This window comes from Variovorax sp. GW821-FHT06D12 (genome assembly GCF_059419205.1).
In genome coordinates this window covers 172,555-196,564 of record NZ_JBWKRI010000007.1, presented here as the reverse complement: position 1 = coordinate 196,564, position 24,010 = coordinate 172,555, and the positions used below count along the sequence as shown (strand labels likewise).

The following is a 24,010-nucleotide window of genomic DNA, read 5'->3' as shown; positions in this document are numbered from 1 at the left end:
GGCCGTCTTCGCTACGCTCTGCCCACGGAACAACCAAGGAATCGAATCGATGAAAGTCGCAGTCATGGGTGCCGGCGCGGTCGGCTGTTACTACGGCGCCATGCTGGCGCGCGCGGGCCACGCGGTGGTGCTGATCGGCCGGCCTTCGCATGTGGAGGCGGTGCGCGCGAACGGGCTGCGGCTGGAGACCAAGGCCTTCGATGAACAGGTGCGCCTCGAGGCCAGCACCGAGGCAGGCGCCGTGCAGGGCGCCGACCTCGTGCTGTTCTGCGTGAAGTCCACCGACACCGAGTCGGCCGCCGCGCAGATCGGGCCGCACCTGGCGCCCGACGCGCTGGTGCTCACGCTGCAGAACGGCGTCGACAACGACGCGCGCGTGCGCGCGGCGCTGCCGTCGCACGACGTGGCCGCCGCCGTGGTCTACGTGGCGACCGAGATGGCGGGGCCGGGCCATGTGAAACACCACGGCCGCGGCGAACTGGTGATCGCGCCCTCGCGCCGCAGCGACGAGGTCGCGCAGGCACTGATCGCGGCCGGCGTGCCTACGCAGATTTCCGACAACGTGCGCGGCGCGCTGTGGGCCAAGCTGGTGCTCAACTGCGCCTACAACGCGCTGTCGGCCGTGTCGCAGCTGCCCTACGGCGAGCTCGTGCAGGGCACGGGCGTGACCGACGTGATCCGCGACGTGGTCGCCGAATGCCTTGCGGTGGCGAAGGCCGAGGGCGTGGTGATTCCGGGCGATGTCGACGCGGCGGTGCGCGGCATCGCGCAGTCGATGCCCTCGCAGTATTCGTCGACCGCGCAGGACCTCGCACGCGGCAAGCGCAGCGAGATCGACCACCTCAACGGGCTGGTCGTGCGACGCGGCGAGGCGCTGGGCGTGCCGACGCCGGCGAACCGGGTGTTGTTCGTGATGGTGAAGCTGCTCGAAGGCAAGCAGCCTCAGGCCGGCGCCTAGCCGGGCATCGGCTCGCGCATCGTCACGAACTCTTCAGCGGCGGTGGGGTGGATACCGATGGTGCTGTCGAACAGCGCCTTCGTCGCACCCGCCCGCATCGCCACCGCGAAGCCCTGCACCACCTCGCCCGCGTCCGCGCCCACCATGTGCAGGCCCACCACGCGGTCGCTCTTCTTGTCGACCACGAGTTTCATGAAGGTGCGCTCGCTGCGGCCCGAGAGCGTGTGGCGCAGCGACTTGAACTCGCTGGAGAACACGGTGACCTCGCCGAACTTCGCGCGCGCGTCGATCTCGCTGTAGCCGCAGGTGCCGATGTTGGGGTGGGTGAACACGGCGGTGGGAATGAACTCGTAGTCCATGCCGCGCTTGCCCTTGCCGAACAGCGCATCGACCACCACCATCGCCTCGGCCAGCGCCACGGGCGTGAGCTGCACGCGGGTCGACACGTCGCCCACCGCGTAGATCGACGGCACCGAGGTGCGGTAGTGCGCATCGACCGCGATGGCGCCCTTGGCGTCGAGCTTCACGCCTGCCGCCTCCAGGCCGAGCCCTTGTGTGTTGGGCACGCGGCCGGTGGCGAAGAGCACGGTGTCGGCCTCGATCTGCTGGCCGCGCGCGAGCGTGACCACGAGGCCGTCGGGCCCGCGCGCGATCGACGAGGCTTCGCAGTTCAGCCGCACGTCGACGCCGGCCTTGCCCATCTCGTTCGCGAGGAACTGGCGCACGTCGTCGTCGAAGCCGGTGAGCAGGTGGGCGCGGCGGTGCAGCTGCGTCACCTTGGAACCCAGGCCGTTGAAGATCGAGGCGAACTCGCAGGCGATGTAGCCGCCACCCACCACCAGCAGGCGCTTGGGGAACGGGTCGAGGTCGAACATCGCGTCGGAGGTCACGATGTGTTCGCGGCCTGGAATCTCGGGCACGAAGGGCGTGCCGCCGGTGGCCACCAGCAGGTGGCGCGCGGTGTGGCGCTTGCCTTCGATTTCCACGGTGTGGGCATCGACCAGCTGGGCCCAGCCGGTGACGAGCGTGACGCCCGAATTTTTCAGCAGCGAGCCGTAGATGCCGTTGAGCCGGCTGATCTCCTTGGCGCGCTGGGCCTTGAGGTGCGCCCAGTCGAACTGCGGCGCCGCGGGCAGCTTCCAGCCGTAGCCTTCGGCTTCCTCGAAAGACTCGGCATAGCCGGCCGCATAGCTGTAGAGCTTCTTCGGGATGCAGCCCACGTTGACGCAGGTGCCGCCGAGCTCGGCGGCCTCGGCCAGCGCGACGCGTGCGCCGGTCTGCGCCGCCATGCGCGCGGCGCGCACGCCGCCGCTGCCGCCGCCAATGACGAAGAGGTCGAAATCGAATGGTTGCATGAGAAAGACGCTCCTTGCGGCCGACTGTAGCGGCGGGCCAGCGTCGGCGCTTTCGGCATGCGCATGGCCGTGAAGCACCGCGGCCTGCGAGGGTCTTTGCCGGGGGGGCGCTTGACCCTGAAGCTGCTTCAGGGAATCCACTGCAGTCAGGCCCGCGGGAATTCATCGCCACCGGCGACGTTGCCACCGGCCTGTTGCACGACGCAAGGGAGAAACACATGGGCATGCTGGAACGACTCTTCGGTGGACATGGCGGCGCGCGCCACGGCGGCGGTGGCGGGCACCACGGTTCGCAAGGCGGTTATGGATACGGCCGCGACGCACCGCCGCCACCCGGCGGCAGTGCCTGCCCGGCCTGCCGCGCGATGAACGCAGCCGGCGCGCGCTTCTGCCAGCAATGCGGCACGTCGATGCTGCCCGCGGCCTGCCGGCAGTGCGGCACGGCGATGGCGCCCGGCGCGAAGTTCTGCGCGCAATGCGGCCAGTCGACGCAGGCGACGTAGCGCGGCTGACGCGCGAAAAAAGGGGCGGGCCGCCAGCGAGAATTCGCGCTTGTCGGCAATGAGGGAGGGGCCCCATGAAGAACGATTCCAACAGGCAGAAGAAAAAGGACGGCGCGGCACTGGCGTGGCTGCCGGTCCTGGCGCTGTGCGCGACGGCCGTCGCGCCGGCCGGCGCGCAGCTCGCGCGCAAGCCGTCGTACTACCAGCAACAGAACCAGTCGCAGCCCGAAGGGCCCGCCGCGCAACTCGTGCCGCGCCCCGCCGTGCCCGCCTCGCTGCCGGCACTGCGCAGCCAGGGCGATTTCGACACGCTGGCGCGCGTCTACGACGCCGGCACGCCGATGCAGCTGGCCCATGTGCTGTTCGCGATCGACCGGCAGGCCAAACCGGCGCGCATGCACTACATCGACACGCCGCGCTTCCAGCTGCATGTGCGCTTTTTGCGCGACACGCGGCTCACGCCGAACACGGTCAAGCGCGAGATCGACCGCAACTACCTTGTGCCCGACCGCCGCTTCCTGTTCGGCACGCTGAGCTGGCAACAGAACATCGGCACCTTCACCTACGAGTTCTGGGAAGGCGACCGGCTCACGGTGCCGCTGCTGCGCGGGGCCGAGGCGCAGGTGAAGGCCAGCTTCTTCGCGCCGGTGAAGTTTAAGACGAACTCCACGCTGCACGAGCGCATCGCGAAGGAGGCCGGCATCGACTTCGTGAGCCAGGAGGCGCTGATCCGCGAACAGCCCTTCCTGCCGATGAACCTGGGCACGGCCACGGGCCGCGTGCGCATCGTGAACGACGCCTCGGGCCTGAATGCGCTGCTGCCCGACGACATTGCCGTGCTGCGCGAGGTGCCGATCAACCTGCCACCGGTGGCCGGCGTGCTGACCGAGCGGCCGTCCACGGCGCTGTCGCACGTCAACCTGCTGGCCAAGGGCTGGGGCATTCCGAACGCCTACGTGCGCGATGCCGCCACGGTGCTGAAGGCGCACGCGGGTCAGTGGGTGGCGCTGAAGGTGGCGGCCTCGGGCTACCAGCTGCGCCGCCTCACGGCGGAAGAAATCGCCGCGCTGCCGCCGCGCGCCGTGCGTGCCGCCGCCACCAGCGCGCTGCCCGGCAGCAAGGCCGCGAAGCCGGACCTGCGCGAAACGCGCCTGCTGCCGCTGGCCTCGCTGCGCGCGCGCCACAGCGTGCAATGCGGCTCGAAGGCGGCCAACCTCGGCGCGGTGCTGGCCGCGCGCATTCCCTCGACCACCGTGCCCGACGGCTTCTGCATACCGTTCGCGCACTACGACCGCTTCATGCGGTCGAACGGGCTGGCCGAGCGCATCGCGCGCATGCAGCAGCAGCCCGGCTTCGCGGGCGACCCGCAGGTGCGGCAGAAGGCGCTGGCGCAGCTGCGCGACGAGATCGTGCAATGGCCCGTCGAGCCCGCCACTGCGGCGGCCTGGCGCGCGGCGTGGCAGGCGCAGTTGGGCGGGGGCGGCGTGTTCGTGCGCAGCTCGTCCAACTCGGAAGACCTGCCGGGCTTCAGCGGCGCGGGGCTCTACACGACGGTGCCCAACGTGAAGACCGGCGACGCGCTCGAGCTCGCGGTGAAGAAAGTGTGGGCCTCGGTGTTCAACCCCGAGGCCTGGGAGGCGCGCAGCGCCGCGGGCTTCGGTGCCGAATCGGTGCTGATGGGCGTGTTCGTGCAGACCGCCATCGACTCGACCAACGCTGGCGTGATGATCACGCGCGACCCCTTCGACGCGGGCCACCCGCACGTCACCTACATCTCGGCCAAGCGCGGCATCGGCATCCGCGTGGTCGAGGGCAAGCGCGTGGCGGAGCAGGTGATGTACTCGAGCTGGTCGAAAGCCATCCAGGTGCTCAGCCGCTCGGCCGAAGAGACGGCGCTGCAGCTGGACAAGGACGGCGGCGTGAAGGAAGTGCCCGTGGAAGTCGGCCGCCACGTGCTGACCGACGAGCTGGTGGTGCGGCTCGCCGCCGTGGGCGCGGCGGTGAAGCGCACGTTCAACGCGGTCGACCAGGACATCGAGTGGGCGACGGTGGGCGACAAGATCGTGCTGCTGCAGGCGCGGCCGTATGTGGAGCGGCGGCGCTAGTTCACGCAGGCCTCAGCCCGGCGCGGCACGCGGGCGGTGGCCCGGCAGTGTGTTCAGCGGAATGCGCAGGTAGGCCACGCCGTTGTCGTCGGGTGGCGGCAGGCGGCCGCCGCGCACGTTGACCTGCATCGACGGCAGGATCAGCGTCGGCACTTCGAGCGTGGCGTCGCGCGCGGTGCGCATGCGCACGAACTCCTCTTCGCCGATGCCGTCGCGCACGTGGATGTTGTGGGCACGCTGCTGCGCCACCGTGCTCTGCCAGCGCGGCTCGCGCGTGGCGGGTGGGTAGTCGTGGCAGACGTACAGCGTGGTCTCGGGCGGTAGCGCGAGCAGCCGGCGCATCGAGCGGTAGAGCTCGCGCGCGTCGCCGCCCGGAAAGTCGGCGCGCGCGCTGCCCAGGTCGGGCATGAAGAGCGTGTCGCCGACGAAGACCGCATCGTCCACGAGGTAGGCCATGTCGGCCGGCGTGTGGCCGGGCACGCGCAGGGCCTGCGCCTCGATCTCGCCGATGTGAAAGCGCTCGCCGTCCCGGAACAGGTGGTCGAACTGGCTGCCGTCGGGCAGGAAGTCGCGTTCCAGGTTGTAGAGGCTGCGGAAGGTGGCCTGCACCGTGCGGATGTGCTCGCCGATGGCGATGCGCCCGCCGGCCTGCGACTGCACATGGCGCGCGCCCGAGAGGTGGTCGGCGTGCGCGTGGGTCTCCAGGATCCAGTCGACCTGCAGGGCCTGCGCGCGCACGTACGCCAGCAGGCGGTCGGCCGATGCGGTGTCGGTGTGGCCGGAGCGGAAGTCGTAGTCGAGCACGGGGTCGATGACGGCGGCGCGCTTCGTCGCACGGTCCCAGACCACGTAGGACACCGTGCCCGTCGCGGGATCGAAGAAGGCCTGGGTGGTGGCGCGTGGGGGCATGGGGGTCGGGGTCATCGGCGCTCCTTCTGCGGTGCCTGGAGGCCAGGCACTCATTCAATCAATCAAGCGACAAATATTATATGAATTAATATAATGTTATTTCGCGAACTGTCATCCCCCCATGAAGACCTCGACCCACGCCATCGACCCCCAACTGCTGCGCAGCGCCGCCGGCCAGGCCGTCGCCGTGCTCAAGCTGCTGGCCCACGAGGCCCGGCTGCTGCTGCTGTGCCAGCTCTCGCAGGGCGAGATGTGCGTGAGCGACCTCGAGAGCACGCTGGGCATCCGCCAGCCCACCCTGTCGCAGCAGCTGTCGGTGCTGCGCACCGAAGGCGTGGTGGACACCCGCCGCGAGGGCAAGAACATCTACTACCGCGTGGCCGACCCGGCCCTGCTCGAGATCCTGGCGGTGCTGTACCGCCTCTACTGCCCGAAGGAGAACTGAAGATGCCCACCATCGACTGGCCTCATTTCACGCCCTGGGCCGCACTGGCCGGCGGCGTGCTCATCGGTCTTTCCGCCGCGATGTTCGTGCTGCTCAACGGCCGCATCGCCGGCGTCAGCGGCGTGCTGGGCGGCTTGCTGCGCCCCATGAAGGGCGACATGGCCTGGCGCGCGGCCTTCGTGCTCGGGCTGGTCGGCGCACCGCTCGTGTATGGGCTGTTCGCCGTGCTGCCTGCGGCGCAGATCGACGCGGGCTACGGCACGCTCGCGCTGGCCGGCCTGCTGGTGGGCGTGGGCACGCGCTACGGCGCGGGCTGCACCAGCGGCCACGGCGTGTGCGGGCTGGCGCGGCGCTCGCCGCGTTCGCTGGCCGCCACGCTGGCTTTCATCGCCGCAGGGGTCGCCACGGTGTTCGTGATGCGCCACCTGCTCAACCTGTCGTGAACCGGGAGACCTGCCATGTGGACCGCCATTGCTTCCTTGCTCGCCGGCCTTGTCTTCGGGCTCGGCCTCATCGTCTCCGGCATGGCCAACCCGGCCAAGATCCTGGGTTTTCTTGACGTGGGCGGGGCCTGGGACCCGTCGCTCGCCTTCGTGATGGCCGGCGCGGTGGCGGTGAGCACCGTCGGCTTCCTGCTGGCCGGCCGTCGCAAGGAGTCGCTGCTCGGTGGGCCGCTCGCGCTGCCCAGCCTGCGCCACATCGACCGCCGCCTGGTCGGCGGCAGCCTGCTGTTCGGCGTCGGCTGGGGCATCGCGGGCTTCTGCCCCGGGCCCGCGCTGGTCTCGCTCGGCACGGGCGAGGTCAAGGCGCTGGTCTTCGTGGGCGCCATGCTGCTGGGCATGGGCCTGTTCGAGCTGCTCGAGCGCCGCCGCTTCGCGCGGCGCCCGGCCTCAGCCTGAGAAGGCGCGCGCGTTCAGCCGTACAGGTACTGCGGCAGCCACAGCGTCAGCCCCGGCCAGATGTACATGAACACCATGCACAGGATGACGATCAGCATGTACGGCATCATCCCCGCGAAGATCTGGTTGATCGTCACGTGCGGCGGCGACACCCCCTTCAGGTAGAAGGCCGACATCGCCACCGGCGGCGACAGGAACGCCGCCTGCAGGTTCACGAACACCAGCACGCCGAACAGCAGCGGATCGATCTGGAAGTGCGCCAGCAGCGGCAGGAAGATGGGCACGAAGATCACGATGATCTCGGTCCACTCCAGCGGCCAGCCCAGCACGAAGATGATCGCCTGCGACAGCAGCAGGAACTGCAGCGGGCTGAGGTTCATGCTCAGCACCCACTCCTCGACGATGCGCTGGCCGCCCAGCAGCGCGAACACCGCCGAGAACAGCGCCGAGCCCACGAACAGCCAGCAGACCATCGAGGTGGTCTTGAGCGTGAGGAACACCGCCTCCTTGATCTTCTTGAAGTTCAGCGTGCCGGCCTGCCACGCCATCAGGAAGGCGCCGGCCGCGCCGACCGCCGCCGACTCGGTGGCGGTGGTGATGCCGAACAGGATCACGCCCAGCACCACCAGCGTGAGCGTGGCCAGCGGCATCACCGACGACACCAGCATGCGCAAAATTTCGAACTGCTCCGCGTCCATGCGCCAGTAGTACCAGCCCAGCAGCGCGAGCGTGAAGAGGCAGGCCACCCAGAAGCCGGTGTAGAAGGCATCGGGCACCGCGGCGGTCTTGGGTGCCTCGACCGCGTCGCCCAGCTGCTGCAGGCCGCCTTCACTGGCAGGGGCTGCGGCGGGCTCGCTGCCCGGAGGCTCCTCGACGCCGCCGGGGGGCTCCTGCAGGCCGCTGCTTTCGGTGGTGTTCGCGGGTTCGTCGGTGCTCGGCGGCTCGGCCAGACCGGTGCCGGACGGCTCGGCGACGGCCGGCGCGGCGGCTGCGGGCTCGCCGGTCTTCTGCGTCGCCTGCTGCGTGGCCACCGGGGCGGCCGCGTTGTTGTCCTTCTGCGAGTAGATGGTCACGTACCACCACACCGAGCCCAGCGTGACCGCGGCCAGCGCCAGCGGCACCAGCGCGCTGAGCAGGCCTCGCAGCAGCATCCACCAGCTCAGGCGCACGCCTTCGACCGCGCCGCGCAAGGCACGCCCCGGCGCCACCACGGCCGCGGCGAGCGCGGGCAGCATGCGCGGGGAGTAGCTGGCGGCGAGATGGGCCACCCACGGCGTGATCGGTGCGCGTTGCTGGTCGATCGGCATCTTGGGCGCCACCTTCGGTTGCAGCACGGCCCAGCCGATCACGTAGATCAGGTACAGCAGGGCGAGGAAGAAGCCCGGGAACATCGCCGCCGCATAGAGCTTGACCACCGACTGCCCGGCCACGGCCGCGTACACGATGATCATCACCGAGGGCGGAATGAGAATGCCCAGCGTGCCGCCGGCCGTGATCACGCCGGCTGCCAGGCGCGTGTCGTAGCCTGCGTTGAGCATCGGGCGCATCGCGATCACGCCCATCAGCACCACCACGGCGCCCACCAGGCCGCTCGCGATGCCCCAGAAGGTGCACACGATGAGCGTGGTCACCGCCAGCGAGCCTGGCACGCGGCGGAAGGCGAGCTGCACGCTGTGGAACATCTTGTCGACCAGCGCGCCGCGCTCCATCACGTAGCCCATGAGCACGAAGAGCGGAATGGACAGCAGCGTCTCGTTGGTCATGGCCCCGAAGGCGCGCTGCACCATCAGGTCGAAGACCTTGTTGTCGAGCCAGGGCGAGGCGGGGTCGTAGAAGGCGATGAAGCCGAAGAACATGCCCAGGCCCATCAGCGTGAACGCCGTGGGAAAGCCGAGCATGATCACGAAGACGATCAGGCCCAGCATCAGCAGGCCGAGTGCCGGTTCGCTCATGCCGCGCCTCCCGTCGTGTCGCTCTTGCGCTGCTGCGCGGCCTGTTCGATGGCGTGGGCCTTCTCGATCACCTCGCGCTTGTCGGCTTCGTTCACGTAGCTGCTGCTGGCAAGCTGGTCGCCGACCACGTCCATTTCTTCGGCGTCTTTCAGGCGCGGCGTCCACACGCCGGTCTTCAGGCACAGCACGCAGCGCACCATCTCGGCGAGGCCCTGCACCAGCAGCACCGCGCCGGCCACGGGAATCACGAACTTGAAGGGGTACACCGGAATCGGGTCGGCGTTGAAGGTCTGTTCACGCATCGCGAGCGATTCACCGAAGTAGGTCCAGCCCGACCAGGTGAGTGCCACCACGCCGGGCAGGAAGAAAACCGCGAACAGCACGAGGTCGAGCGCGGCCTGCGTGCGCGGCTTCATGCTGCCGTAGAAGAAATCGCCGCGCACATGGCCGGCCTGCGAGAGCGTGTAGGCGCCACCCATCATGAACAGCGTGCCGTACAGCATGTTGTTGGCATCGAAGATCCAGGCCGTGGGCGCGTTCAGCGCATAGCGCTTGAACACCTCGCCGCACACCAGCAGCATCAGCGCGACGATGAGCCACGAGAAGGTCTTGCCCACCAGCATGCTGAACCGGTCGACGGCGTGGAGGAGGCGTTGGATGGTCATGTTGTGATGGGCGGGGCCCATTCCAGAAACACCGTGGAACCGGCTTTGCCGGGCCACAGGTGTTGCCCCCTGAAAGGGGGTTGGCGAAGCGACACGAAGTGCGCGAAGACTGGGGGTTAGCTTTTCTTCTTGCCGAAGTAGTGGTTGTAGGCCATCTTGAAGTCGACGCCATAGTCGTTCTGCCACTGCAGCGCACGCTCGGCGAACACGCGCTGCGACTCCAGCACCTTCTTGAAGAGCGGGTTCTCGCCGGCCTTCTTTTCCACCGTCTTGTCCCAGGCCGCGAGCTGCGCGCGCAGCACGGCGTCGGGCGTCTTGTAGAACTTGATGCCGGCCTTCTTCATGTCGGCGTAGTCCTGCGAGTTGCGCTGCACCGCCTTCCAGCTCATGTCGGCGCTGGCGGCCTGCACGGCATAGTCGATGATGGAACGCAGCTCCTGCGGCATCGCGCTGTACTTGCCCTTGTTGAACAGCACCTCGAACTGCTCGCCCGACTGGTGAAAGCTCTGCAGCATGCAGTTCTTCACCACGTCGGGGAAGCCCAGCACGCGGTCGCTCGAGGCGTTGTTGAACTCGGCCGCGTCGATCAGGCCGCGGTCCAGCGCAGGCACGATCTCGCCGCCGGGCAGCGGGTTCACCGCGGTGCCCATCTCGGTGAACATGTCCACGGCCAGGCCCACGGTGCGGAACTTCAGGCCCTTCATGTCCTCGACCTTGGCCACCGGCTTCTTGAACCAGCCCAGCGGCTGGGTGGGCATGGGGCCGTACAGGTACGACACCACTTCCATGTTCAGGCTCTTGTAGATCTCGTCGAGCAGCGCCTTGCCGCCGCCGTAGTTGTGCCAGGCCAGCACGGTGTTGGCGTCCATGCCGAAGCCGGGGCCCGAACCCCACAGCGCCAGCGCCGAGTTCTTGCCGTAGTGGTAGGCCACCACGCCGTGGCCGCCGTCGAGCGTGCCCTTGTTCACGGCCTCGAGCAGCTGGAAGGCGGGCACGACGGCGCCCGAGGGCAGCACCTCGATCTTCAGGCGCCCGCCCGCCATGTCGTTCACCTTCTTGGCGAAGTCGTTGGCGTACTCGTGGAAGATGTCCTTGGCTGGCCAGGTGCTCTGGAAACGCAGCGACGTGGTTTGGGCCATGCTGACCATCGGCGCGGACATCGCGCCTGCGGCCACCGCCGCGCCCTTGAGAAGGCTGCGACGGCGGGGCGATTTGCTGTCTGTCATGTGTCTCTCCATATAGTTCTCTGACCGGAACACCCAGGCCGTCGTCTTCACGTTATGGTTTCGACTGGCCGCGACCGCCATCTTTGGCGCGCCACACCTTGTGACAAACAGGGTTTTCACGAACCGGTGAAAAATTCCATCATCCGGCGTGCAGATCGATCGCCCGCAGTCGCCAAAGGCTCCGGGCTTACCCTAGAGATTCGAGAGAGAAAGCAACCATGAGTGAACCCGTTGGAGAAAAAGGCTACGCCGGCGACGTGACGCCCGAGCAGGCGGCGCAGTGGATGGCGAGCGGCGAGGCCGTGCTGGTGGACGTGCGCACCGACGCCGAGCGCGAGTGGGTCGGCTACGTGCCCGGCGCCGTGCCGCTGGCCTGGAAGCAGTGGCCGGGCATGGCGATCAACCCGGCGTTCGACGACGGCGTGCGTGCCGCCGCGGAGGGCGGCAAGAAGCTGGTGCTGCTGTGCCGCAGCGGCGTGCGCTCGATCGCCGCGGCGAAGCGGGCGACCGAGCTGGGCGCGCAGGCCTACAACATCCTCGAAGGCTTCGAGGGCAACCCGGACGAGAACGGGCACCGCGGGTTGACCGGCGGCTGGCGCAAGCGCGGGCTGCCCTGGCGCCAGAACTAGAGCGCGCTGCCCGCCTCACTCGGCCGTGGCCGGGTCGATGACGCTGTACACCCGGTCCACGCGGTTGGCCGGGAAGCCACCGAGCTCCGCGTGCCGGCGCACCAGGGCCTCGTCGGTGGCCTGGTAGACGCAGTAGATCCGGTCGTCGCTCACGTAGCTGTGGATCCACTGGATGTCGGTGCCCATGCTGCTGAGCACGCCGCAGGATTTTTGCGAGATGGCTTTCAGGTCCGCCGCGGTGAACTGGCCGGCGCCGGGAATCTCTCGCTCGATGACGAACTTGGGCATGGCGGTACTCCTGTCTAGAATCGGTCGAAGGCGACCAGGATCGATGGTGCCGACGCGAAGCCGTCCTGTATTGCCCGTCTCGCCGGACTTGTTGTCCGAAACCCCGCCCTCGCTTGCCGGGAGGTGACCATGGATGTCTTGTCGGACGTGCTGCGGACCATCCGCCTGGAGGGCGCGCTGTTCCTGAACGGGGACATGTATGCACCCTGGTGCTTCAAGGTACCCAGGGGCGCGGACATCGCGCAGGTGCTCAGGCCCGGCGCACAGCGCCTGGCCATCTGCCACCTCGTGCTGCAAGGCGAATGCTGGGCCCAGGTCGAAGGCGAGGCGCCGGTGCGCGCGCACGCCGGCGACGTGATCGCCGCGCCGCATGGCGATTCGCATGTGCTGGGCAGCGGCCTGCAGCATGCGGCGGTGGACATGTCGCATGTGGTGAGCCCGCGAGCGCCCGAACTGGCGCGCGTGCGCTACGGCGGCCAGGGCGACCGCACCTTGCTGGTGTGCAGCTGGTTCGCGTACGAAGGCGACGCGCCCAACCCTGTCATGGCGAACATTCCGCGCCTGTTCACCACGCCCTTGCGCAGCAGGCCGGCGGGCCCGTGGATCGAGCAGTCGGTCAACTTCGTCCTGGGGGATGCGGCTTCGCACACGCCCGGTTCGGAGATGGTGGCCGCCAAGGTGGCGGAAGTGCTGTTCACCGAAGTGCTGCGCGGCTACATCGAATCCATGCCGGCCAACAACCCGGGCTGGCTGGCGGGCCTGCGCGACCCGCACGTGAGCCGCTGCCTGGCGCTGATGCACGCCGAGCCCGCGCGCAACTGGACGGTCGACGCGCTGGCGCAGGAAACCCACATCTCGCGCAGCGTGCTGGCGGACCGCTTCACCGAACTGGTGGGCGCGCCGCCCATGCATTACCTGGCGCGCTGGCGCATGGTCCTGGCCGCCGGCATGCTGCGCAAGGACCAGGGCAACCTGGCGCGCATCGCCGAAGGCGTGGGCTACGAATCGGAAGCCGCTTTCAACCGCGCGTTCAAGCGCGAGTACGGCGTGTCGCCAGGGGCCTGGCGGCACAACGGCGCCTAGCGAGGCGCCGTTGCGGTGATCAGAGCGCCGGAATGCGCAGCTTCTGCCCCGGATAGATCTTGTCGGGGTGCGACAGCATCGGCTTGTTCGCCTCGAAGATCGCGTTGTACTTGTTGGCGTCGCCGTAGTACTTCTTCGAGATGGCCGAGAGCGTGTCGCCGCGCACCACGTCGTGGTACTGGGCGGGCGGCGCGGCCGGGGCGACGAGGTTGTTGTCCACGCTCGTCACGTTGGCCACGTTGCCCGCGGCGAGCGCGGCTTTCTCGCTGGCTTCCTGCGAGGGCGCCTGGCCCGCGAGGGTGACGACGCCGCTGCTGGCGGTGTAGGTCACTTCCAGTCCGGTGAGGCCGAGGTTCTGGGTCTCGATGTAGGTCTTGATGGCCGCGGCAGCTGCCGTGTTCGCATCGGGCGTGGCCGCCTGGGCCGACGAACCGCCGAACAGTTTTTCACCGGCTTCCTTGATGAAGCTGAGCAATCCCATGGTTTTCTCCTTGTGCCGTGGTGGATGGAAAAGGCGAATGTAGCGGTGGAACCGGGGCCCTCCGCGTAGGCCCGCGCCGCGACTGTCAAAGAGGCGCCAGCAGGAATAACAACAAAGTCGCAATAATCGCGCGCATGTCTTCCCCCTTCCTCGCCATCGACATCGGCAACACCCGGCTCAAGTGGGCGCTTTACGAGGGGGCCTTCCCCGGTGCGGCACTGCAGGCCCATGGTGCCGAGTTTCTCGACCACATCGAACGCCTGGCCGACGGCCCCTGGGCCGAGCTGCCGGCGCCCGGTTCCATGCTGGGCTGCGTCGTGGCCGGCGACACGCTGCGGCGGCGCGCCGAAGAGCAGATCACCGAACGCTTCGACTGCGCCCCGCGCTGGGTGGTGTCGAGCGCGGGCGAGGCCGGCATCGTCAACGGCTACGACCATCCGACGCGGCTGGGCGCCGACCGCTTCGTGGCCATGATCGGCGCGCGCCACCGCATGCTGTCGCAAGGGCCCGAGCGGCCGATGGTGGTGGTGCTGATCGGCACGGCCGTCACCGTCGAGGCGATCGATGCCAGCGGCAAGTTTTTGGGCGGCCTCATCCTGCCGGGCCACGGCATCATGCTGCGCGCGCTCGAGTCGGGCACGGCGGGCCTGCACGTGCCCACCGGCGAGGTGCGCGAATTTCCCACCAACACCAGCGACGCGCTGACCAGCGGCGGCACCTACGCCATCGCGGGGGCGGTCGAGCGCATGGTGCAGCACGTGCGCTCGCACTGCGGCGCCGAGCCGGCCTGCTTCATGACCGGCGGCGCGGGCTGGAAGATGGCGCCCGCCATGAACGGGGACTTCGAACTGGTCGAGAGCCTGATCATGGACGGCCTGCTCGTCATCGCGAAGGCACGGGCCCCGGCGGCGGCCGGCTGACCCGTCTTCCTTCTTCTCACCGCCTCATCAGGGCTCGGGCTTCATCAGCGCCTCGCCCATGGCCTGGAAGGCGGGCAGGGTGAGCGGGTCATTGCCCGCGTTGGCGGCGATCGGGTGCGCGGCGTAGCGCACGATCACCATCTCGGCCTTCGGATCGACATAGATGCTCTGGCCGTGGATGCCGCGCGCCATGTACGCGCCGTGCGGGTTGTGCGAGACCCACCACATGTTCCGGTAGCTCCAGCCCGGCAGCAGCGCGTAGCCCGCCTTTGCGAACTTCGCCGGGTCGGCGCCGCGCTGGATGTCGTCGACCACCGCCTTGGCGATCGCCTGCTGCCCGTTGGGCGCGCGCCCGCCGTTGCGCAGCGTTTCGCCGAAGCGTGCGATGTCGCGCAGCACGGTGTTCAGGCCGCCGCCGCCCGACTCGGTGCCGATGCGGTCGACCATGAAATACGCGTCCTGCTCGGCGCCGATGCGGCGCCAGATCTTCTCGCTGAGCAGGTCGGCCAGCGAGCGGTTGGACGCGCGGCGCACGATCCAGGCCAGCACCTCGGCGTTGACCGTCTTGTAGGCAAAGGCGTCGCCGTGCGTGCCTTCCTTCTTGAGCGTGGCCAGGAATTCGTAGAACGACTTCGGGCCCGTGTAGTTGGCGCCCTGGGTGAGCATGCCGCCGGCGCGCGCATAGTCCCAGACCTCGGCCTTCGGGTCGGCGTAGTTCTCGGAGTAGCGCACGCCGATGGTCATGTCCATCACCTGGCGCACGGTGGCGTCGCCGTAGGCCGTGTCCTTGAGCTCGGGCAGGTACTTGGTGACCGGCGCCGACGGGTCGAGCGTGCCCTCGTTGGCGAGGATGGCCGCCAGCGTGCCCACGAACGACTTGGTGACCGACATCGCCAGGTGCGGCCGCTCGGGCGTGAGCGCGCCGAAGTACTTCTCGTAGACCACTTGGCCGCGGTGCAGCACCAGGATGCCGTCGGTGTAGGTGCGCGCGATCATCTGGCTGAAGGTCTGCGCCTCGCCGCCGCCCATGGGCTGAAAGCGCACGGCCTCGATGTCGAAGCGGGGCTTGGCCGCCGGCAGCGGGCTGGCGGCGCCGGGGCCGCGCCACACGTTGGCCGTGGGCACCGTCTCGCGCACGTGCGAGAAGCTCCAGCGGATGCGCGGGTACACGCCGCCGACCGGGTTGTCGAAGGTGATCTGCTTGTCGGGCGGCGGCGGAAAGCCCTGCATCCAGCCCAGCGCCTCGACCGAGGTGGCGGCGGGATCGGGCAGCGCGGGCGCCGGCGGGGTCTGGGCGAGGCTGGTGTTCACGGCAAGAAGGGTGAAGGCGGCGGCCAGCGCCGTGCGTTGAAAGAAGAGAAACGACGACACAGAAGAAGAGGGCATGCAACGGGCTCCAGTGGACGACAGAAACGGAATGGAAATCAACAGCCTCAGCGGCCGCTGAACCGCGCAGGCCGGCGCTCGATGAAGGAGCGCACGCCCTCGGCCGCGTCCTCGCTGTTCGACAGGCGTTTCTGCGTCTCGATGAATTCCGCCACGGCCGCCAGCGGCCCGTGTTCGATCGCCTTGAGCACGTTGAGCCGCGTGGCCTGCACGGCCAGCGGCGCCTGGGCCGCGATGCGCTGCGCGATCTGCAGCGCCGCGTCGAGCTCCTGGCCGGCCGGCACCACCTTCTGCACGAAGTTCAGGCGATAGGCCTCGGCGCTGCCGAACTCGTCGGCCGTGAGCAGGTGCAGCATTGCGTTGCCCAGCCCCGCGCGCTCGGCCATGCGCAGCGTGGCGCCGCCCGTGGCCATGATGCCGCGCTGCACTTCCATCTGCGAGAAGCGGCAGTTGTCGGCCGCCACCACGATGTCGGCGCCCAGCATCAGCTCGATGCCCACCGTGAAGCAGATGCCCTTGACGGCCGCCACCATCGGCTTGGTGCGGCGGCGGTAGCCCTCCAGGCCGAAGTCGTGCGGCTCCACCAGCCCGGCCGGAATCGCCTTCTCGCCGCGCTTCATGTACTCGGTGACCGCCGGCAGGTCCAGGCCCGCCGTGAAGTGGTCGCCGAAGGCATGCAGCACGCCCACGTGCAGGCTCGGGTCATCGTCCAGCCGCGTGTAGGCCTCGGCCAGCTGCTTGAACATCGGCGGCGTCCAGCCGTTGCGCTTGGCGGGGCGGTTGATGCCGATCAGCAGCACGTGGTCGAGCACCTGGGTGTCGATGCAGCCTTCGGCGGGCGGGGTGGTGGGGGTGGCGGTCATGGCGTTGCTTGTCTCCTTGTTTTTATGGAATGCCGGATCAGTACGTGTAGACGCCGCGGCCGGTCTTGCGACCGAGCTGGCCGGCGGCGACCATTTCCTTGAGCAGCGGGCAGGGGCGGTACTTGGAATCGCCGAACTGCTCGAGGTACACCTCCATCACGGCCAGGCACACGTCCAGGCCGATCATGTCGGCCAGGGCCAGCGGGCCGATGGGCTGGTTGCAGCCCAGCTTCATGCCGGCGTCGATGTCCTCGGCCGTGGCCAGGCCCTCGGCCAGCACGAAGAAGGCCTCGTTGATCATCGGCACCAGGATGCGGTTGACCACGAAGCCCGGCGCGTTCTTCACCGTGATGGGCGACTTGCCCAGCTTCTCGGCCAGCGCCTTCACCGCGTCGTGCGTGGCGTCGCTCGTGAGGTAGCCGCGGATCAGCTCCACCAGCGCCATCATCGGCACCGGGTTGAAGAAGTGCATGCCGATGAAGCGGTCGGCGCGCGAGGTGGCGGCGGCCAGCTGCGTGATCGAGATCGACGAGGTGTTCGACGCAATGATCACCTCGGGGCCCACCAGCTCGTCCACCTGCTTGAGGATTTTGAGCTTGAGCGCGTGGTTCTCGGTGGCGGCCTCGATGACGAGCTGCGCGCCCTTCAGGTCGTTGTAGTCGGTCGAGCCCTTGATCAGCGCCAGCGCGGCGGCCTTCTGCTCGGCCGTGAGCTTTTCCTTCTTGATCAGGCGGTCGAGGCTGCCCGAGATGGTGGCGATGCCCTTGTCGACGGCGGCCTGGGCCACGTCGATCATCACCACGTTGACGCCCGATACCGCGCAGGCCTGGGCAATGCCGTTGCCCATGGTGCCGGCGCCGATGATGCCCACAGTCTGAATCGTCATGAAAAATGCTCCTTGAAACAAAAAAAGAAAATCGGAGGCGAGGGCGGGCGCAAGGCCGCCGTCGCGCAATGGCGGTCATTGTGAATCAGCCCGGAGGGGCCGCCGTTCCCGTGGGCGACACCGGCCCGGGGTGGCTTACAGTGCTGCGATTGTTTTCAACCCCATTTTTTCGAGCCCTCGCATGACCACCCTCGGCACCCCCCTGTCCCCTTCCGCCACCCGCGTGATGCTGCTCGGCTCCGGCGAGCTCGGCAAGGAGGTGCTGATCGCCCTGCAGCGCCTGGGCGTCGAGACCATCGCCGTCGACCGCTACGAGAACGCCCCCGGCCAGCAGGTGGCGCACCACGCGCGCACCATCACCATGAGCGACCCCGACCAGCTCAAGGCGCTCATCGAGGCCGAGAAGCCCGCGCTGGTGGTGCCCGAGATCGAGGCCATCGCCACGCCCATGTTGCAGCAGCTGGAAGACGCGGGCGTGGTGCGCGTGATTCCCACGGCCCGCGCCGCCCGCCTCACGATGGACCGCGAAGGCATCCGCCGCCTGGCCGCCGAGACGTTGGGCGTGCCCACCAGCCCCTACAAGTTCTGCGACTCGCTGGCCGAGCTGCAGGCCGCGATCGACGCCGGCATCGGCTACCCCTGCATCGTCAAGCCCGTGATGAGCAGCTCCGGCAAGGGCCAGAGCAAGATCGACGGCCCCGCCGATGTGCAGAAGGCCTGGGACTACGCCATGGCCGGCGGCCGCGTGAGCCACGGCCGCGTGATCGTCGAAGGCTTCATCGACTTCGACTACGAGATCACGCTGCTGACCGTGCGCGCCAAGGATGCAGCTGGTGCCGTCGAAACGAAGTTCTGCGACCCCATCGGCCACGTGCAGGTCAGCGGCGACTACGTGGAAAGCTGGCAGCCCCACCCCATGGCACCGGCCGCGTTGCAGAAGGCGCAGCAGATCGCGCAGGCCGTCACGGCCGACCTGGGCGGCCAGGGCCTGTTCGGCGTGGAGCTGTTCGTGAAGGGCGACGAGGTCTGGTTCAGCGAGGTCAGCCCGCGCCCGCACGACACCGGCATGGTCACCATGGCCACGCAGTGGCAGAACGAGTTCGAGCTGCACGCGCGCGCCATCCTCGGCCTGCCGGTCGACACCTCGCTCAAGAGCCCGGGCGCCAGCGCCGTGATCTACGGCGGCGTCGACGCCACCGGCATCGCCTTCGACGGCGTGGCCGAGGCGCTGCAGGTGCCGGGCAGCGACATCCGCCTGTTCGGCAAGCCCGAGAGCTTCGTCAAGCGCCGCATGGGCGTGGCGCTGGTGCATGCGGCCGACACCGACACGGCCCGCAAGCTGGCCAAGGAAGCCGCTTCGCGCGTGAAGCCCCGCACGGCCTGAGCGACCGAACCCTCCGGGTGAACCCGCGAGCCGGGCCCCGGTAGCCAGTTTTCGCAAGCGACCCCGCAGCGGTGCGGGCATGGTGCGGGTCTTGTCGCCAGGACGCCGGTCGGGTGCGGGTGCATGCGGATACCCCGCAGGCGCCCCGCCCTCCACACTGAGCGCTCCGTTCGATTCACCGGAGACACCATGCTGCATCCCCAGGCGCGCGCCTTGCTGGATTTCATCGAAGCGCGCGGCATTCCGCCGACCCACACCCTGTCGCCCGCCGACGCGCGGGCCTACTACCGCGAGCGCCGCACCGCCACGCAGCCGCTGCCGGCCGAGGTCGCCGAGGTGCGCGACCTCGCCGCCGACGGGCCGCACGGCACCATTGCGGTGCGGCTGTACAAGCCGCTCGGCGCAGGCCCGGGCCCGCTGCCCGTGCTCGTGTACTACCACGGCGGTGGCTGGGTCATCGGCGACCTCGACACGCACGACGTGCTGTGCCGCGAACTGGCCAACGGTGCGGGCTGCGCGGTGGTCGCGGTCGACTACCGCATGGGCCCCGAGCACCGCTTTCCCACCGCCGTGGACGACGTGCTCGCCGCCACCCGCTGGGTGCGCCGCGAAGCTGCCGCACTGGGGCTCGATGCCAGCCGCCTTGCGGTGGGCGGCGACAGCGCGGGCGGCAACCTCGCGGCCGTGGCGTCGATCGCCGCGCGCGATGCGGGCGACCTGCCGATCATGTTCCAGCTCCTGATCTACCCGGCCACCGACATGCGCCGCGGCCATCCGTCGCATCAGGCGAACGGGCAGGGCTACCTGCTCACGCGCGACACGATGACCTACTTCCACGACCACTACATCACCGACGCGAAGCACGACCTCGACTGGCGCGCCTCGCCGCTGCTGCACACCGACCTGTCGGGCCTGCCGCCGGCGCTCGTGCTCACGGCCGGCTACGACCCGCTGCGCGACGAAGGCGCGGCGTATGCCGAGGTGCTCACGGCCGCCGGCAACCGCGCGAACTACGTGTGCTTCGAGCGCCAGATCCATGGCTTCATCACCATGGGCAAGGTGCTCGACGAGGCCCACACCGCCGTCGCGTTGTGCGCGGCGGAACTGCGCCGCGCGTTCGCGCCGGCCTAGGGAAAGTCCCCGCGCAAATGGATGCCGCGCCCAAGGCCCCCGCCGCTACGATCCAGCGAACACGACGCCACCCCCCGGTCGGACGTCGTCGACCGATGCAGGAGACAGACACCATGCAGCGAACCAGGACGTCGACGCCTTCGGGCGGCGATGCACGGCAGGGCGAACGCCTCATGTGGCTCACGCCGCAGCGCGTCTTCTACGCCGGGCTGCTCGGCGCCGCGGCCGAGCGCGCCATGGGCGGGCACGGCGTGTACGTGTCGCCCGCCGGTGCGCCGCCCAACCGCATCCGCATCGGCGGCGGGGCCTGGCAAAGCGGCGAGTTCATCGTGGTGCCGCCGCACGTGCCGCACCAGGTCGAGAGCGCCTGCCCGCTGATCTTCAACCTGCTGATCGAATCGGAGTCGGTCGATCCCGCGCGCATGCCGGCCTTTTTGCAGCACTGCGGCCCGGTCGATGCGCCGGCCTTCGTGCAGCGCATGCGCGAGGTCCATGCCCACCTGCTGGCGGCCTCGGCGCGCGGCATCGACTTCGACGGCTTCGATTTCGACGCGCTGTTCTTCGACGGCCCGCTCACGCCGCGCCCGCTCGACGCGCGCATCCGCAAGGTGGTCGACATGCTTGTGGCCGACCCGGCCGCGCCCGCCTCGGCGGAAGACTGTGCGGCCTCGGTGCACCTGTCGTTCTCGCGCTTTTTGCACCTGTTCAAGCAGGAGACGGGCATGGCGTTTCGCGGCTTCCGGGCCTGGAAGCGTGCGCGCAGCCTGCTGCGCTACGTGCACCAGAGCGGCACGCTGACCGACATCGCGCTGGACACCGGCTACCCCGACTCCACGCACTTCAGCCATTCGATCCGCCAGGTCTACGGGCTCAAGCCCAGCGACATCGTGGCGGGCTCGCGCCGCCTCGCGCTGCACGACGCGGCCGGCGGGTTCCGGCAGTAAGCGCAGGCGGGACGGCATCGCATGCAGATCCTCCAACTCCTGCTGTCGGGCATCGCACAAGGGTGCATCTACGGGCTCATCGCACTGGGCTTCGTGCTGATCTACAAGGCCACCGAAACGGTGAGCTTCGCGCAGGGCGACCTGATGATGCTCGGCGCGTTCGGTGCCTTCGCGGGCATGTCGCTGTTCGGCATGCCGTTCTGGCTCGCGGCGCTGCTGGCCGTGGTGGCCATGGCGGCCTTCGGCGTGCTGCTCGAGCTGGTGGTGATCCGCCCGATCCTCGGGCAGCCGCAGTTCTCGATCGTGATGCTGACCATCGGCATCGCCTACGTGGCGCGCGGCCTCATCACCATGGTGCCGGGCATCGGCACCGACACCCACACGCTGGCGGTGCCCTACAAGGACCAGATCTGGAAGCTCGGCGAGCTGGTGGTGAACCTCGAGCAGTTCGTGATCATCGTGGCCACAGCGATCCTGTGCGGCCTGCTGTACGCCATGTTCCGCTACAGCAAGCTGGGCATCGCGATGCAGGCCTCGTCGCAGAACCAGCTCGCGGCCTACTACATGGGCATTCCGGTGAAGCGGCTCAACGGGCTGGTGTGGGGGCTTGCCGCAGCGGTGGCCGCCATTGCCGGCATGCTGCTGGCGCCCATCACCTTCGTGCACGCCAACATGGGCTTCATCGGCCTGAAGGCCTTTCCGGCGGCGGTGGTGGGCGGCTTCGGCAGCCTGCCGGGCGCGATCGTCGGCGGGCTGGTGATCGGCATCGTCGAGTCGTTCGCGGGCTTCTATCTGCCCGACGGTTTCAAGGACACGGCGCCGTACATCGTGGTGCTGCTGATGCTCATGATCAAGCCGAACGGATTGTTCGGCGAGAAGCTGCGCAAGAAGGTCTGAACATCCCATGCGCTTCATCTTCAAGACCAGCTACGACCAGGACATCCGCCTCGCGCGGCACGGCGGCCACGTGCTCTGGTACAGCCTGCTCGTGGCCTTCCTGCTCGTCGCGCCGTGGGTCATCGACGAGTACTGGCTCGCACAGCTGACCTTCGTGCTGATCTACGGCATCGTCGGCCTGGGGCTGATGCTGCTGGCGGGTTTCACGGGGCAGTTCTCCATCGGGCATGCGGCCTTCCTCGGAACGGGCGCCTACACGCAGGGCGTGCTGACGAACATGGGTGTGCCGTTCCCGCTCGCGCTGCTGGCGTCGGCGGCGCTCTCGGCGGCGGTAGGCGTGGTGGTGGCGATGCCGGCGCTGCGCGTGAAGGGCATCTACCTGGGCATCGCGACGCTGTCGTTCGGCTTCATCGTCGAGGAAGTGTTCGCGCGCTGGGAAAGCGTGACGGGCGGCAACGCGGGCCTGCATGTGAAGTCGCCGCAGCTGTTCGGCTGGTCGCTGGGCTCGGGCGAAGGCTTCTACTTCCTGTGTCTGGTGGTCGCAGTGGTGTCCACGCTGGGCATCCTGAACCTGCTGCGCTCGCCGACGGGGCGTGCCTTCGTGGCGATCCGCGATTCGGAGATTTCGGCGCAGAGCATGGGCATCCACCTGGCGCGCTACAAGACGATGTCGTTCGCGATCTCGGCCGCGCTCGCTGGCTTGGGCGGTGCGCTGTATGCGCACAAGCTGAGCTTCATCTCGCCGGACCAGTTCAACATCCTGCAGTCGATCGACCTGCTGCTGATGGTGGTGATCGGCGGGCTGGGCTCGGTGCACGGCGCGTTCCTCGGCGCGATTTTTCTCATCGCGATGCCGCAGCTGATCTCGATGGGCAAGGACTGGCTGCCGGCGGTGGTCGGGCAGGCGCCCGGCCTGCAGGGGCTGGTGTACGGGCTGGTGCTGATCGCCTTCGTGCTGTTCGAGCCGTTGGGGCTGTACGGGCGCTGGCTCAAGATCCGCACCTGGCTGCAGCTCTTTCCGTTCTACCGCAAGGGCCTGTTCAAGCGGCAGAAGTCGTTCACCAAATCGGACCGGCTGAGATGAGCAACGACGTCCTTCTTTCCGCGAAAGACCTGAGCGTGCGCTTCGGCGGCGTGCTCGCGGTCAACAAGGTGAGCTTCGACGTGCGGCGCGGCGAGGTGTTCACGCTCATCGGCCCGAACGGCGCGGGCAAGACGACGGTGTTCAACCTGATCAGCCGCATCTACACGCCGACCACGGGCGAGATCACCTGGCATGGCGAGGCGGGCGGGGCGATCGCGCTCACGCAGCAGGCGCCGCACGCCATTGCGGCACTGGGCATTGCGCGCACCTTCCAGAACATCGAGCTGTTCGAGCATGCGACCGTGTTGCACAACCTGCTGATCGGGCGCCACACGCACCGGCAGACGGGCTTCTGGAGCGAAGTGTTCTTCACGCCGGCCACGCGCCGCGCCGAGATCACGGCACGCGAGAAGGCGGAGCAGGTGATCGACCTGCTCGACCTGCAGCACTACCGCGACTCGATGGTGGCGGGGCTGCCGTACGGCGTGCGCAAGGTGGTGGAGCTGGCGCGCGCGCTGTGCACCGAACCCAAGCTGCTGCTGCTCGACGAGCCTTCTTCAGGACTCAATGTCGAGGAGACGGCGGACATGGCGTTCTGGATTCAGGACATCCAGCATGAGCTGGGGGTGTCGGTGTTGATGGTCGAGCACGACATGTCGCTGGTTTCCAAGGTGTCGGATCGCGTGCTGGCGATGAACCAGGGGGAGGTGCTGGCTACGGGGTCTCCGCGTGAGGTGCAGGCGGATTCGCGTGTCATCGAGGCTTACCTTGGGACTGTGGATGACGTGAGCAGTTTGCGGAGGGTGGTGGCGTGACTTGCTTCTTCGTTACCTCTTTGGAGACGCCCGGTGCGCGGCACGGCGCGGTCGCCCCCACTGTGCCGGCCGCTGCGCGGCTCCCCTGTGGTGCTCGCGTTTCGCGGGGTCTCGCAGAACTCGCTTCGCTCAAACAGCTGCGAGCCCTGATCCGCGAAACGCTGCGCTCCTCGGCGGCACAGAGGGGGCGCCCACGCCGCAC

Annotated in this window: 25 protein-coding genes; 15 read left to right on the top strand and 10 right to left on the bottom strand. The window is 68.6% G+C overall.

The window, feature by feature from the left end:
* The first annotated feature begins 49 nt into the window (after positions 1 to 49).
* Complete coding sequence (locus tag AC07SQ_RS22150; protein WP_495272831.1) at positions 50 to 958, top strand: ketopantoate reductase family protein; 909 nt, start codon at positions 50 to 52, stop codon at positions 956 to 958.
* Here the strand turns inward: AC07SQ_RS22150 and gorA are convergent.
* The gene (gorA, locus tag AC07SQ_RS22145; RefSeq protein ID WP_495272830.1) at positions 955 to 2,313 is read right to left on the bottom strand and encodes a glutathione-disulfide reductase; all 1,359 of its coding nucleotides are present in this window, start codon (positions 2,311 to 2,313) and stop codon (positions 955 to 957) included. The genes AC07SQ_RS22150 and gorA overlap by 4 nt on opposite strands.
* A gap of 224 nt (positions 2,314 to 2,537) precedes the next feature.
* Here gorA and AC07SQ_RS22140 point away from each other — a divergent pair, with 224 nt between their 5' ends.
* Together AC07SQ_RS22140 and AC07SQ_RS22135 are read left to right on the top strand one after the other, a co-directional pair.
* Positions 2,538 to 2,816 carry a double zinc ribbon domain-containing protein gene (locus AC07SQ_RS22140; RefSeq protein ID WP_495272829.1) on the top strand — a complete coding sequence of 93 codons (279 nt, stop codon included), beginning with the start codon at positions 2,538 to 2,540 and terminating at the stop codon, positions 2,814 to 2,816.
* 74 nt (positions 2,817 to 2,890) lie between these two features.
* Positions 2,891 to 4,921, top strand: coding sequence for a PEP/pyruvate-binding domain-containing protein (locus AC07SQ_RS22135; protein ID WP_495272828.1), 2,031 nt, complete (start codon positions 2,891 to 2,893; stop codon positions 4,919 to 4,921).
* Positions 4,922 to 4,933: 12 nt separating this feature from the next.
* Here AC07SQ_RS22135 and AC07SQ_RS22130 read toward each other — a convergent pair whose 3' ends face one another.
* A complete protein-coding gene (locus AC07SQ_RS22130; protein WP_495272827.1) occupies positions 4,934 to 5,845 on the bottom strand; it encodes an MBL fold metallo-hydrolase in 912 nt (303 codons plus the stop codon).
* Positions 5,846 to 5,951: 106 nt separating this feature from the next.
* Between AC07SQ_RS22130 and AC07SQ_RS22125 the strand changes: the two genes are divergently transcribed.
* The 3 genes from AC07SQ_RS22125 to AC07SQ_RS22115 are packed head-to-tail and all read left to right on the top strand — an operon-like array spanning position 5,952 to position 7,174.
* Positions 5,952 to 6,275 (top strand): ArsR/SmtB family transcription factor, encoded by a 324-nt coding sequence (locus AC07SQ_RS22125; RefSeq protein WP_369645473.1) that lies wholly within the window; start codon positions 5,952 to 5,954, stop codon positions 6,273 to 6,275.
* Between the two features lie 2 nt (positions 6,276 to 6,277).
* Positions 6,278 to 6,718 (top strand): YeeE/YedE family protein, encoded by a 441-nt coding sequence (locus AC07SQ_RS22120; RefSeq protein WP_307581853.1) that lies wholly within the window; start codon positions 6,278 to 6,280, stop codon positions 6,716 to 6,718.
* A 15-nt stretch (positions 6,719 to 6,733) separates the two neighbouring features.
* Complete coding sequence (locus AC07SQ_RS22115) at positions 6,734 to 7,174, top strand: DUF6691 family protein (RefSeq protein ID WP_487847432.1); 441 nt, start codon at positions 6,734 to 6,736, stop codon at positions 7,172 to 7,174.
* Positions 7,175 to 7,188: 14 nt separating this feature from the next.
* Here the strand turns inward: AC07SQ_RS22115 and AC07SQ_RS22110 are convergent, their stop codons facing one another.
* The 3 genes from AC07SQ_RS22110 to AC07SQ_RS22100 all read right to left on the bottom strand — a co-directional run bounded on the left by AC07SQ_RS22110 (position 7,189) and on the right by AC07SQ_RS22100 (position 11,017).
* Positions 7,189 to 9,126, bottom strand: a complete 1,938-nt coding sequence (locus AC07SQ_RS22110; protein ID WP_495272826.1) for a TRAP transporter large permease subunit — start codon at positions 9,124 to 9,126, stop codon at positions 7,189 to 7,191.
* Positions 9,123 to 9,791: a TRAP transporter small permease subunit gene (locus AC07SQ_RS22105; protein ID WP_492737137.1), complete on the bottom strand. Its 669-nt coding sequence runs from the start codon at positions 9,789 to 9,791 to the stop codon at positions 9,123 to 9,125. Before AC07SQ_RS22105 ends, AC07SQ_RS22110 begins: the two co-directional genes overlap by 4 nt.
* A 116-nt stretch (positions 9,792 to 9,907) precedes the next feature.
* The gene (locus AC07SQ_RS22100) at positions 9,908 to 11,017 is read right to left on the bottom strand and encodes a TRAP transporter substrate-binding protein (RefSeq protein ID WP_062478828.1); all 1,110 of its coding nucleotides are present in this window, start codon (positions 11,015 to 11,017) and stop codon (positions 9,908 to 9,910) included.
* 218 nt (positions 11,018 to 11,235) lie between these two features.
* Here AC07SQ_RS22100 and AC07SQ_RS22095 point away from each other — a divergent pair, with 218 nt between their 5' ends.
* Positions 11,236 to 11,646, top strand: a complete 411-nt coding sequence (locus tag AC07SQ_RS22095; RefSeq protein WP_139700445.1) for a rhodanese-like domain-containing protein — start codon at positions 11,236 to 11,238, stop codon at positions 11,644 to 11,646.
* 15 nt (positions 11,647 to 11,661) lie between these two features.
* On the opposite strand, the gene AC07SQ_RS22090 is transcribed toward AC07SQ_RS22095, so the two are convergent.
* Positions 11,662 to 11,934 carry a DUF4242 domain-containing protein gene (locus AC07SQ_RS22090; RefSeq protein WP_062478823.1) on the bottom strand — a complete coding sequence of 91 codons (273 nt, stop codon included), beginning with the start codon at positions 11,932 to 11,934 and terminating at the stop codon, positions 11,662 to 11,664.
* A gap of 129 nt (positions 11,935 to 12,063) precedes the next feature.
* Between AC07SQ_RS22090 and AC07SQ_RS22085 the strand changes: the two genes are divergently transcribed.
* The gene (locus tag AC07SQ_RS22085; protein ID WP_495272825.1) at positions 12,064 to 13,017 is read left to right on the top strand and encodes an AraC family transcriptional regulator; all 954 of its coding nucleotides are present in this window, start codon (positions 12,064 to 12,066) and stop codon (positions 13,015 to 13,017) included.
* A gap of 19 nt (positions 13,018 to 13,036) precedes the next feature.
* Here AC07SQ_RS22085 and lysM read toward each other — a convergent pair whose 3' ends face one another.
* On the bottom strand, positions 13,037 to 13,498 hold the full coding sequence (lysM, locus tag AC07SQ_RS22080; protein ID WP_062478819.1) for a peptidoglycan-binding protein LysM: 462 nt from the start codon (positions 13,496 to 13,498) through the stop codon (positions 13,037 to 13,039).
* 134 nt (positions 13,499 to 13,632) lie between these two features.
* Between lysM and AC07SQ_RS22075 the strand changes: the two genes are divergently transcribed.
* Positions 13,633 to 14,418 (top strand): type III pantothenate kinase, encoded by a 786-nt coding sequence (locus AC07SQ_RS22075; RefSeq protein WP_062478816.1) that lies wholly within the window; start codon positions 13,633 to 13,635, stop codon positions 14,416 to 14,418.
* A gap of 27 nt (positions 14,419 to 14,445) precedes the next feature.
* On the opposite strand, the gene AC07SQ_RS22070 is transcribed toward AC07SQ_RS22075, so the two are convergent.
* Genes AC07SQ_RS22070 through AC07SQ_RS22060 form a run of 3 tightly spaced genes read right to left on the bottom strand, consistent with a single transcriptional unit; the run spans position 14,446 to position 17,553 of the window.
* Positions 14,446 to 15,804, bottom strand: coding sequence for a serine hydrolase domain-containing protein (locus AC07SQ_RS22070; RefSeq protein ID WP_495272824.1), 1,359 nt, complete (start codon positions 15,802 to 15,804; stop codon positions 14,446 to 14,448).
* A 47-nt stretch (positions 15,805 to 15,851) separates the two neighbouring features.
* Positions 15,852 to 16,667 carry a crotonase/enoyl-CoA hydratase family protein gene (locus AC07SQ_RS22065; protein ID WP_159274740.1) on the bottom strand — a complete coding sequence of 272 codons (816 nt, stop codon included), beginning with the start codon at positions 16,665 to 16,667 and terminating at the stop codon, positions 15,852 to 15,854.
* A gap of 37 nt (positions 16,668 to 16,704) precedes the next feature.
* Positions 16,705 to 17,553, bottom strand: coding sequence for a 3-hydroxybutyryl-CoA dehydrogenase (locus tag AC07SQ_RS22060; RefSeq protein WP_062478806.1), 849 nt, complete (start codon positions 17,551 to 17,553; stop codon positions 16,705 to 16,707).
* 181 nt (positions 17,554 to 17,734) lie between these two features.
* Here AC07SQ_RS22060 and purT point away from each other — a divergent pair, with 181 nt between their 5' ends.
* From purT to AC07SQ_RS22030, 6 genes are all read left to right on the top strand, one after another.
* Positions 17,735 to 18,937, top strand: a complete 1,203-nt coding sequence (gene purT, locus AC07SQ_RS22055; RefSeq protein WP_495272823.1) for a formate-dependent phosphoribosylglycinamide formyltransferase — start codon at positions 17,735 to 17,737, stop codon at positions 18,935 to 18,937.
* A 189-nt stretch (positions 18,938 to 19,126) separates the two neighbouring features.
* Complete coding sequence (lipP1, locus tag AC07SQ_RS22050; protein WP_495272822.1) at positions 19,127 to 20,068, top strand: LipP1 family hormone-sensitive lipase; 942 nt, start codon at positions 19,127 to 19,129, stop codon at positions 20,066 to 20,068.
* 113 nt (positions 20,069 to 20,181) lie between these two features.
* Positions 20,182 to 21,012, top strand: a complete 831-nt coding sequence (locus tag AC07SQ_RS22045) for a helix-turn-helix domain-containing protein (RefSeq protein WP_095950254.1) — start codon at positions 20,182 to 20,184, stop codon at positions 21,010 to 21,012.
* 21 nt (positions 21,013 to 21,033) lie between these two features.
* Positions 21,034 to 21,909 (top strand): branched-chain amino acid ABC transporter permease, encoded by an 876-nt coding sequence (locus AC07SQ_RS22040; protein ID WP_070061875.1) that lies wholly within the window; start codon positions 21,034 to 21,036, stop codon positions 21,907 to 21,909.
* 7 nt (positions 21,910 to 21,916) lie between these two features.
* Positions 21,917 to 22,993, top strand: a complete 1,077-nt coding sequence (locus AC07SQ_RS22035) for a branched-chain amino acid ABC transporter permease (protein WP_062478791.1) — start codon at positions 21,917 to 21,919, stop codon at positions 22,991 to 22,993.
* Entirely contained in the window at positions 22,990 to 23,808 is an 819-nt protein-coding gene (locus AC07SQ_RS22030) for an ABC transporter ATP-binding protein (protein WP_495272821.1), read from the top strand. Before AC07SQ_RS22035 ends, AC07SQ_RS22030 begins: the two co-directional genes overlap by 4 nt.
* Positions 23,809 to 24,010: the final 202 nt, after the last annotated feature.

Bases quoted from the DNA above. Each gene is read 5' to 3' on its own strand.
- AC07SQ_RS22150 (WP_495272831.1), top strand. From the start codon at position 50: ATGAAAGTCGCAGTCATGGGTGCCGGCGCGGTCGGCTGTTACTACGGC.
- gorA (WP_495272830.1), bottom strand. From the start codon at position 2,313: ATGCAACCATTCGATTTCGACCTCTTCGTCATTGGCGGCGGCAGCGGC.
- AC07SQ_RS22140 (WP_495272829.1), top strand. From the start codon at position 2,538: ATGCTGGAACGACTCTTCGGTGGACATGGCGGCGCGCGCCACGGCGGC.
- AC07SQ_RS22135 (WP_495272828.1), top strand. From the start codon at position 2,891: ATGAAGAACGATTCCAACAGGCAGAAGAAAAAGGACGGCGCGGCACTG.
- AC07SQ_RS22130 (WP_495272827.1), bottom strand. From the start codon at position 5,845: ATGACCCCGACCCCCATGCCCCCACGCGCCACCACCCAGGCCTTCTTC.
- AC07SQ_RS22125 (WP_369645473.1), top strand. From the start codon at position 5,952: ATGAAGACCTCGACCCACGCCATCGACCCCCAACTGCTGCGCAGCGCC.
- AC07SQ_RS22120 (WP_307581853.1), top strand. From the start codon at position 6,278: ATGCCCACCATCGACTGGCCTCATTTCACGCCCTGGGCCGCACTGGCC.
- AC07SQ_RS22115 (WP_487847432.1), top strand. From the start codon at position 6,734: ATGTGGACCGCCATTGCTTCCTTGCTCGCCGGCCTTGTCTTCGGGCTC.
- AC07SQ_RS22110 (WP_495272826.1), bottom strand. From the start codon at position 9,126: ATGAGCGAACCGGCACTCGGCCTGCTGATGCTGGGCCTGATCGTCTTC.
- AC07SQ_RS22105 (WP_492737137.1), bottom strand. From the start codon at position 9,791: ATGACCATCCAACGCCTCCTCCACGCCGTCGACCGGTTCAGCATGCTG.
- AC07SQ_RS22100 (WP_062478828.1), bottom strand. From the start codon at position 11,017: ATGACAGACAGCAAATCGCCCCGCCGTCGCAGCCTTCTCAAGGGCGCG.
- AC07SQ_RS22095 (WP_139700445.1), top strand. From the start codon at position 11,236: ATGAGTGAACCCGTTGGAGAAAAAGGCTACGCCGGCGACGTGACGCCC.
- AC07SQ_RS22090 (WP_062478823.1), bottom strand. From the start codon at position 11,934: ATGCCCAAGTTCGTCATCGAGCGAGAGATTCCCGGCGCCGGCCAGTTC.
- AC07SQ_RS22085 (WP_495272825.1), top strand. From the start codon at position 12,064: ATGGATGTCTTGTCGGACGTGCTGCGGACCATCCGCCTGGAGGGCGCG.
- lysM (WP_062478819.1), bottom strand. From the start codon at position 13,498: ATGGGATTGCTCAGCTTCATCAAGGAAGCCGGTGAAAAACTGTTCGGC.
- AC07SQ_RS22075 (WP_062478816.1), top strand. From the start codon at position 13,633: ATGTCTTCCCCCTTCCTCGCCATCGACATCGGCAACACCCGGCTCAAG.
- AC07SQ_RS22070 (WP_495272824.1), bottom strand. From the start codon at position 15,804: ATGCCCTCTTCTTCTGTGTCGTCGTTTCTCTTCTTTCAACGCACGGCG.
- AC07SQ_RS22065 (WP_159274740.1), bottom strand. From the start codon at position 16,667: ATGACCGCCACCCCCACCACCCCGCCCGCCGAAGGCTGCATCGACACC.
- AC07SQ_RS22060 (WP_062478806.1), bottom strand. From the start codon at position 17,553: ATGACGATTCAGACTGTGGGCATCATCGGCGCCGGCACCATGGGCAAC.
- purT (WP_495272823.1), top strand. From the start codon at position 17,735: ATGACCACCCTCGGCACCCCCCTGTCCCCTTCCGCCACCCGCGTGATG.
- lipP1 (WP_495272822.1), top strand. From the start codon at position 19,127: ATGCTGCATCCCCAGGCGCGCGCCTTGCTGGATTTCATCGAAGCGCGC.
- AC07SQ_RS22045 (WP_095950254.1), top strand. From the start codon at position 20,182: ATGCAGCGAACCAGGACGTCGACGCCTTCGGGCGGCGATGCACGGCAG.
- AC07SQ_RS22040 (WP_070061875.1), top strand. From the start codon at position 21,034: ATGCAGATCCTCCAACTCCTGCTGTCGGGCATCGCACAAGGGTGCATC.
- AC07SQ_RS22035 (WP_062478791.1), top strand. From the start codon at position 21,917: ATGCGCTTCATCTTCAAGACCAGCTACGACCAGGACATCCGCCTCGCG.
- AC07SQ_RS22030 (WP_495272821.1), top strand. From the start codon at position 22,990: ATGAGCAACGACGTCCTTCTTTCCGCGAAAGACCTGAGCGTGCGCTTC.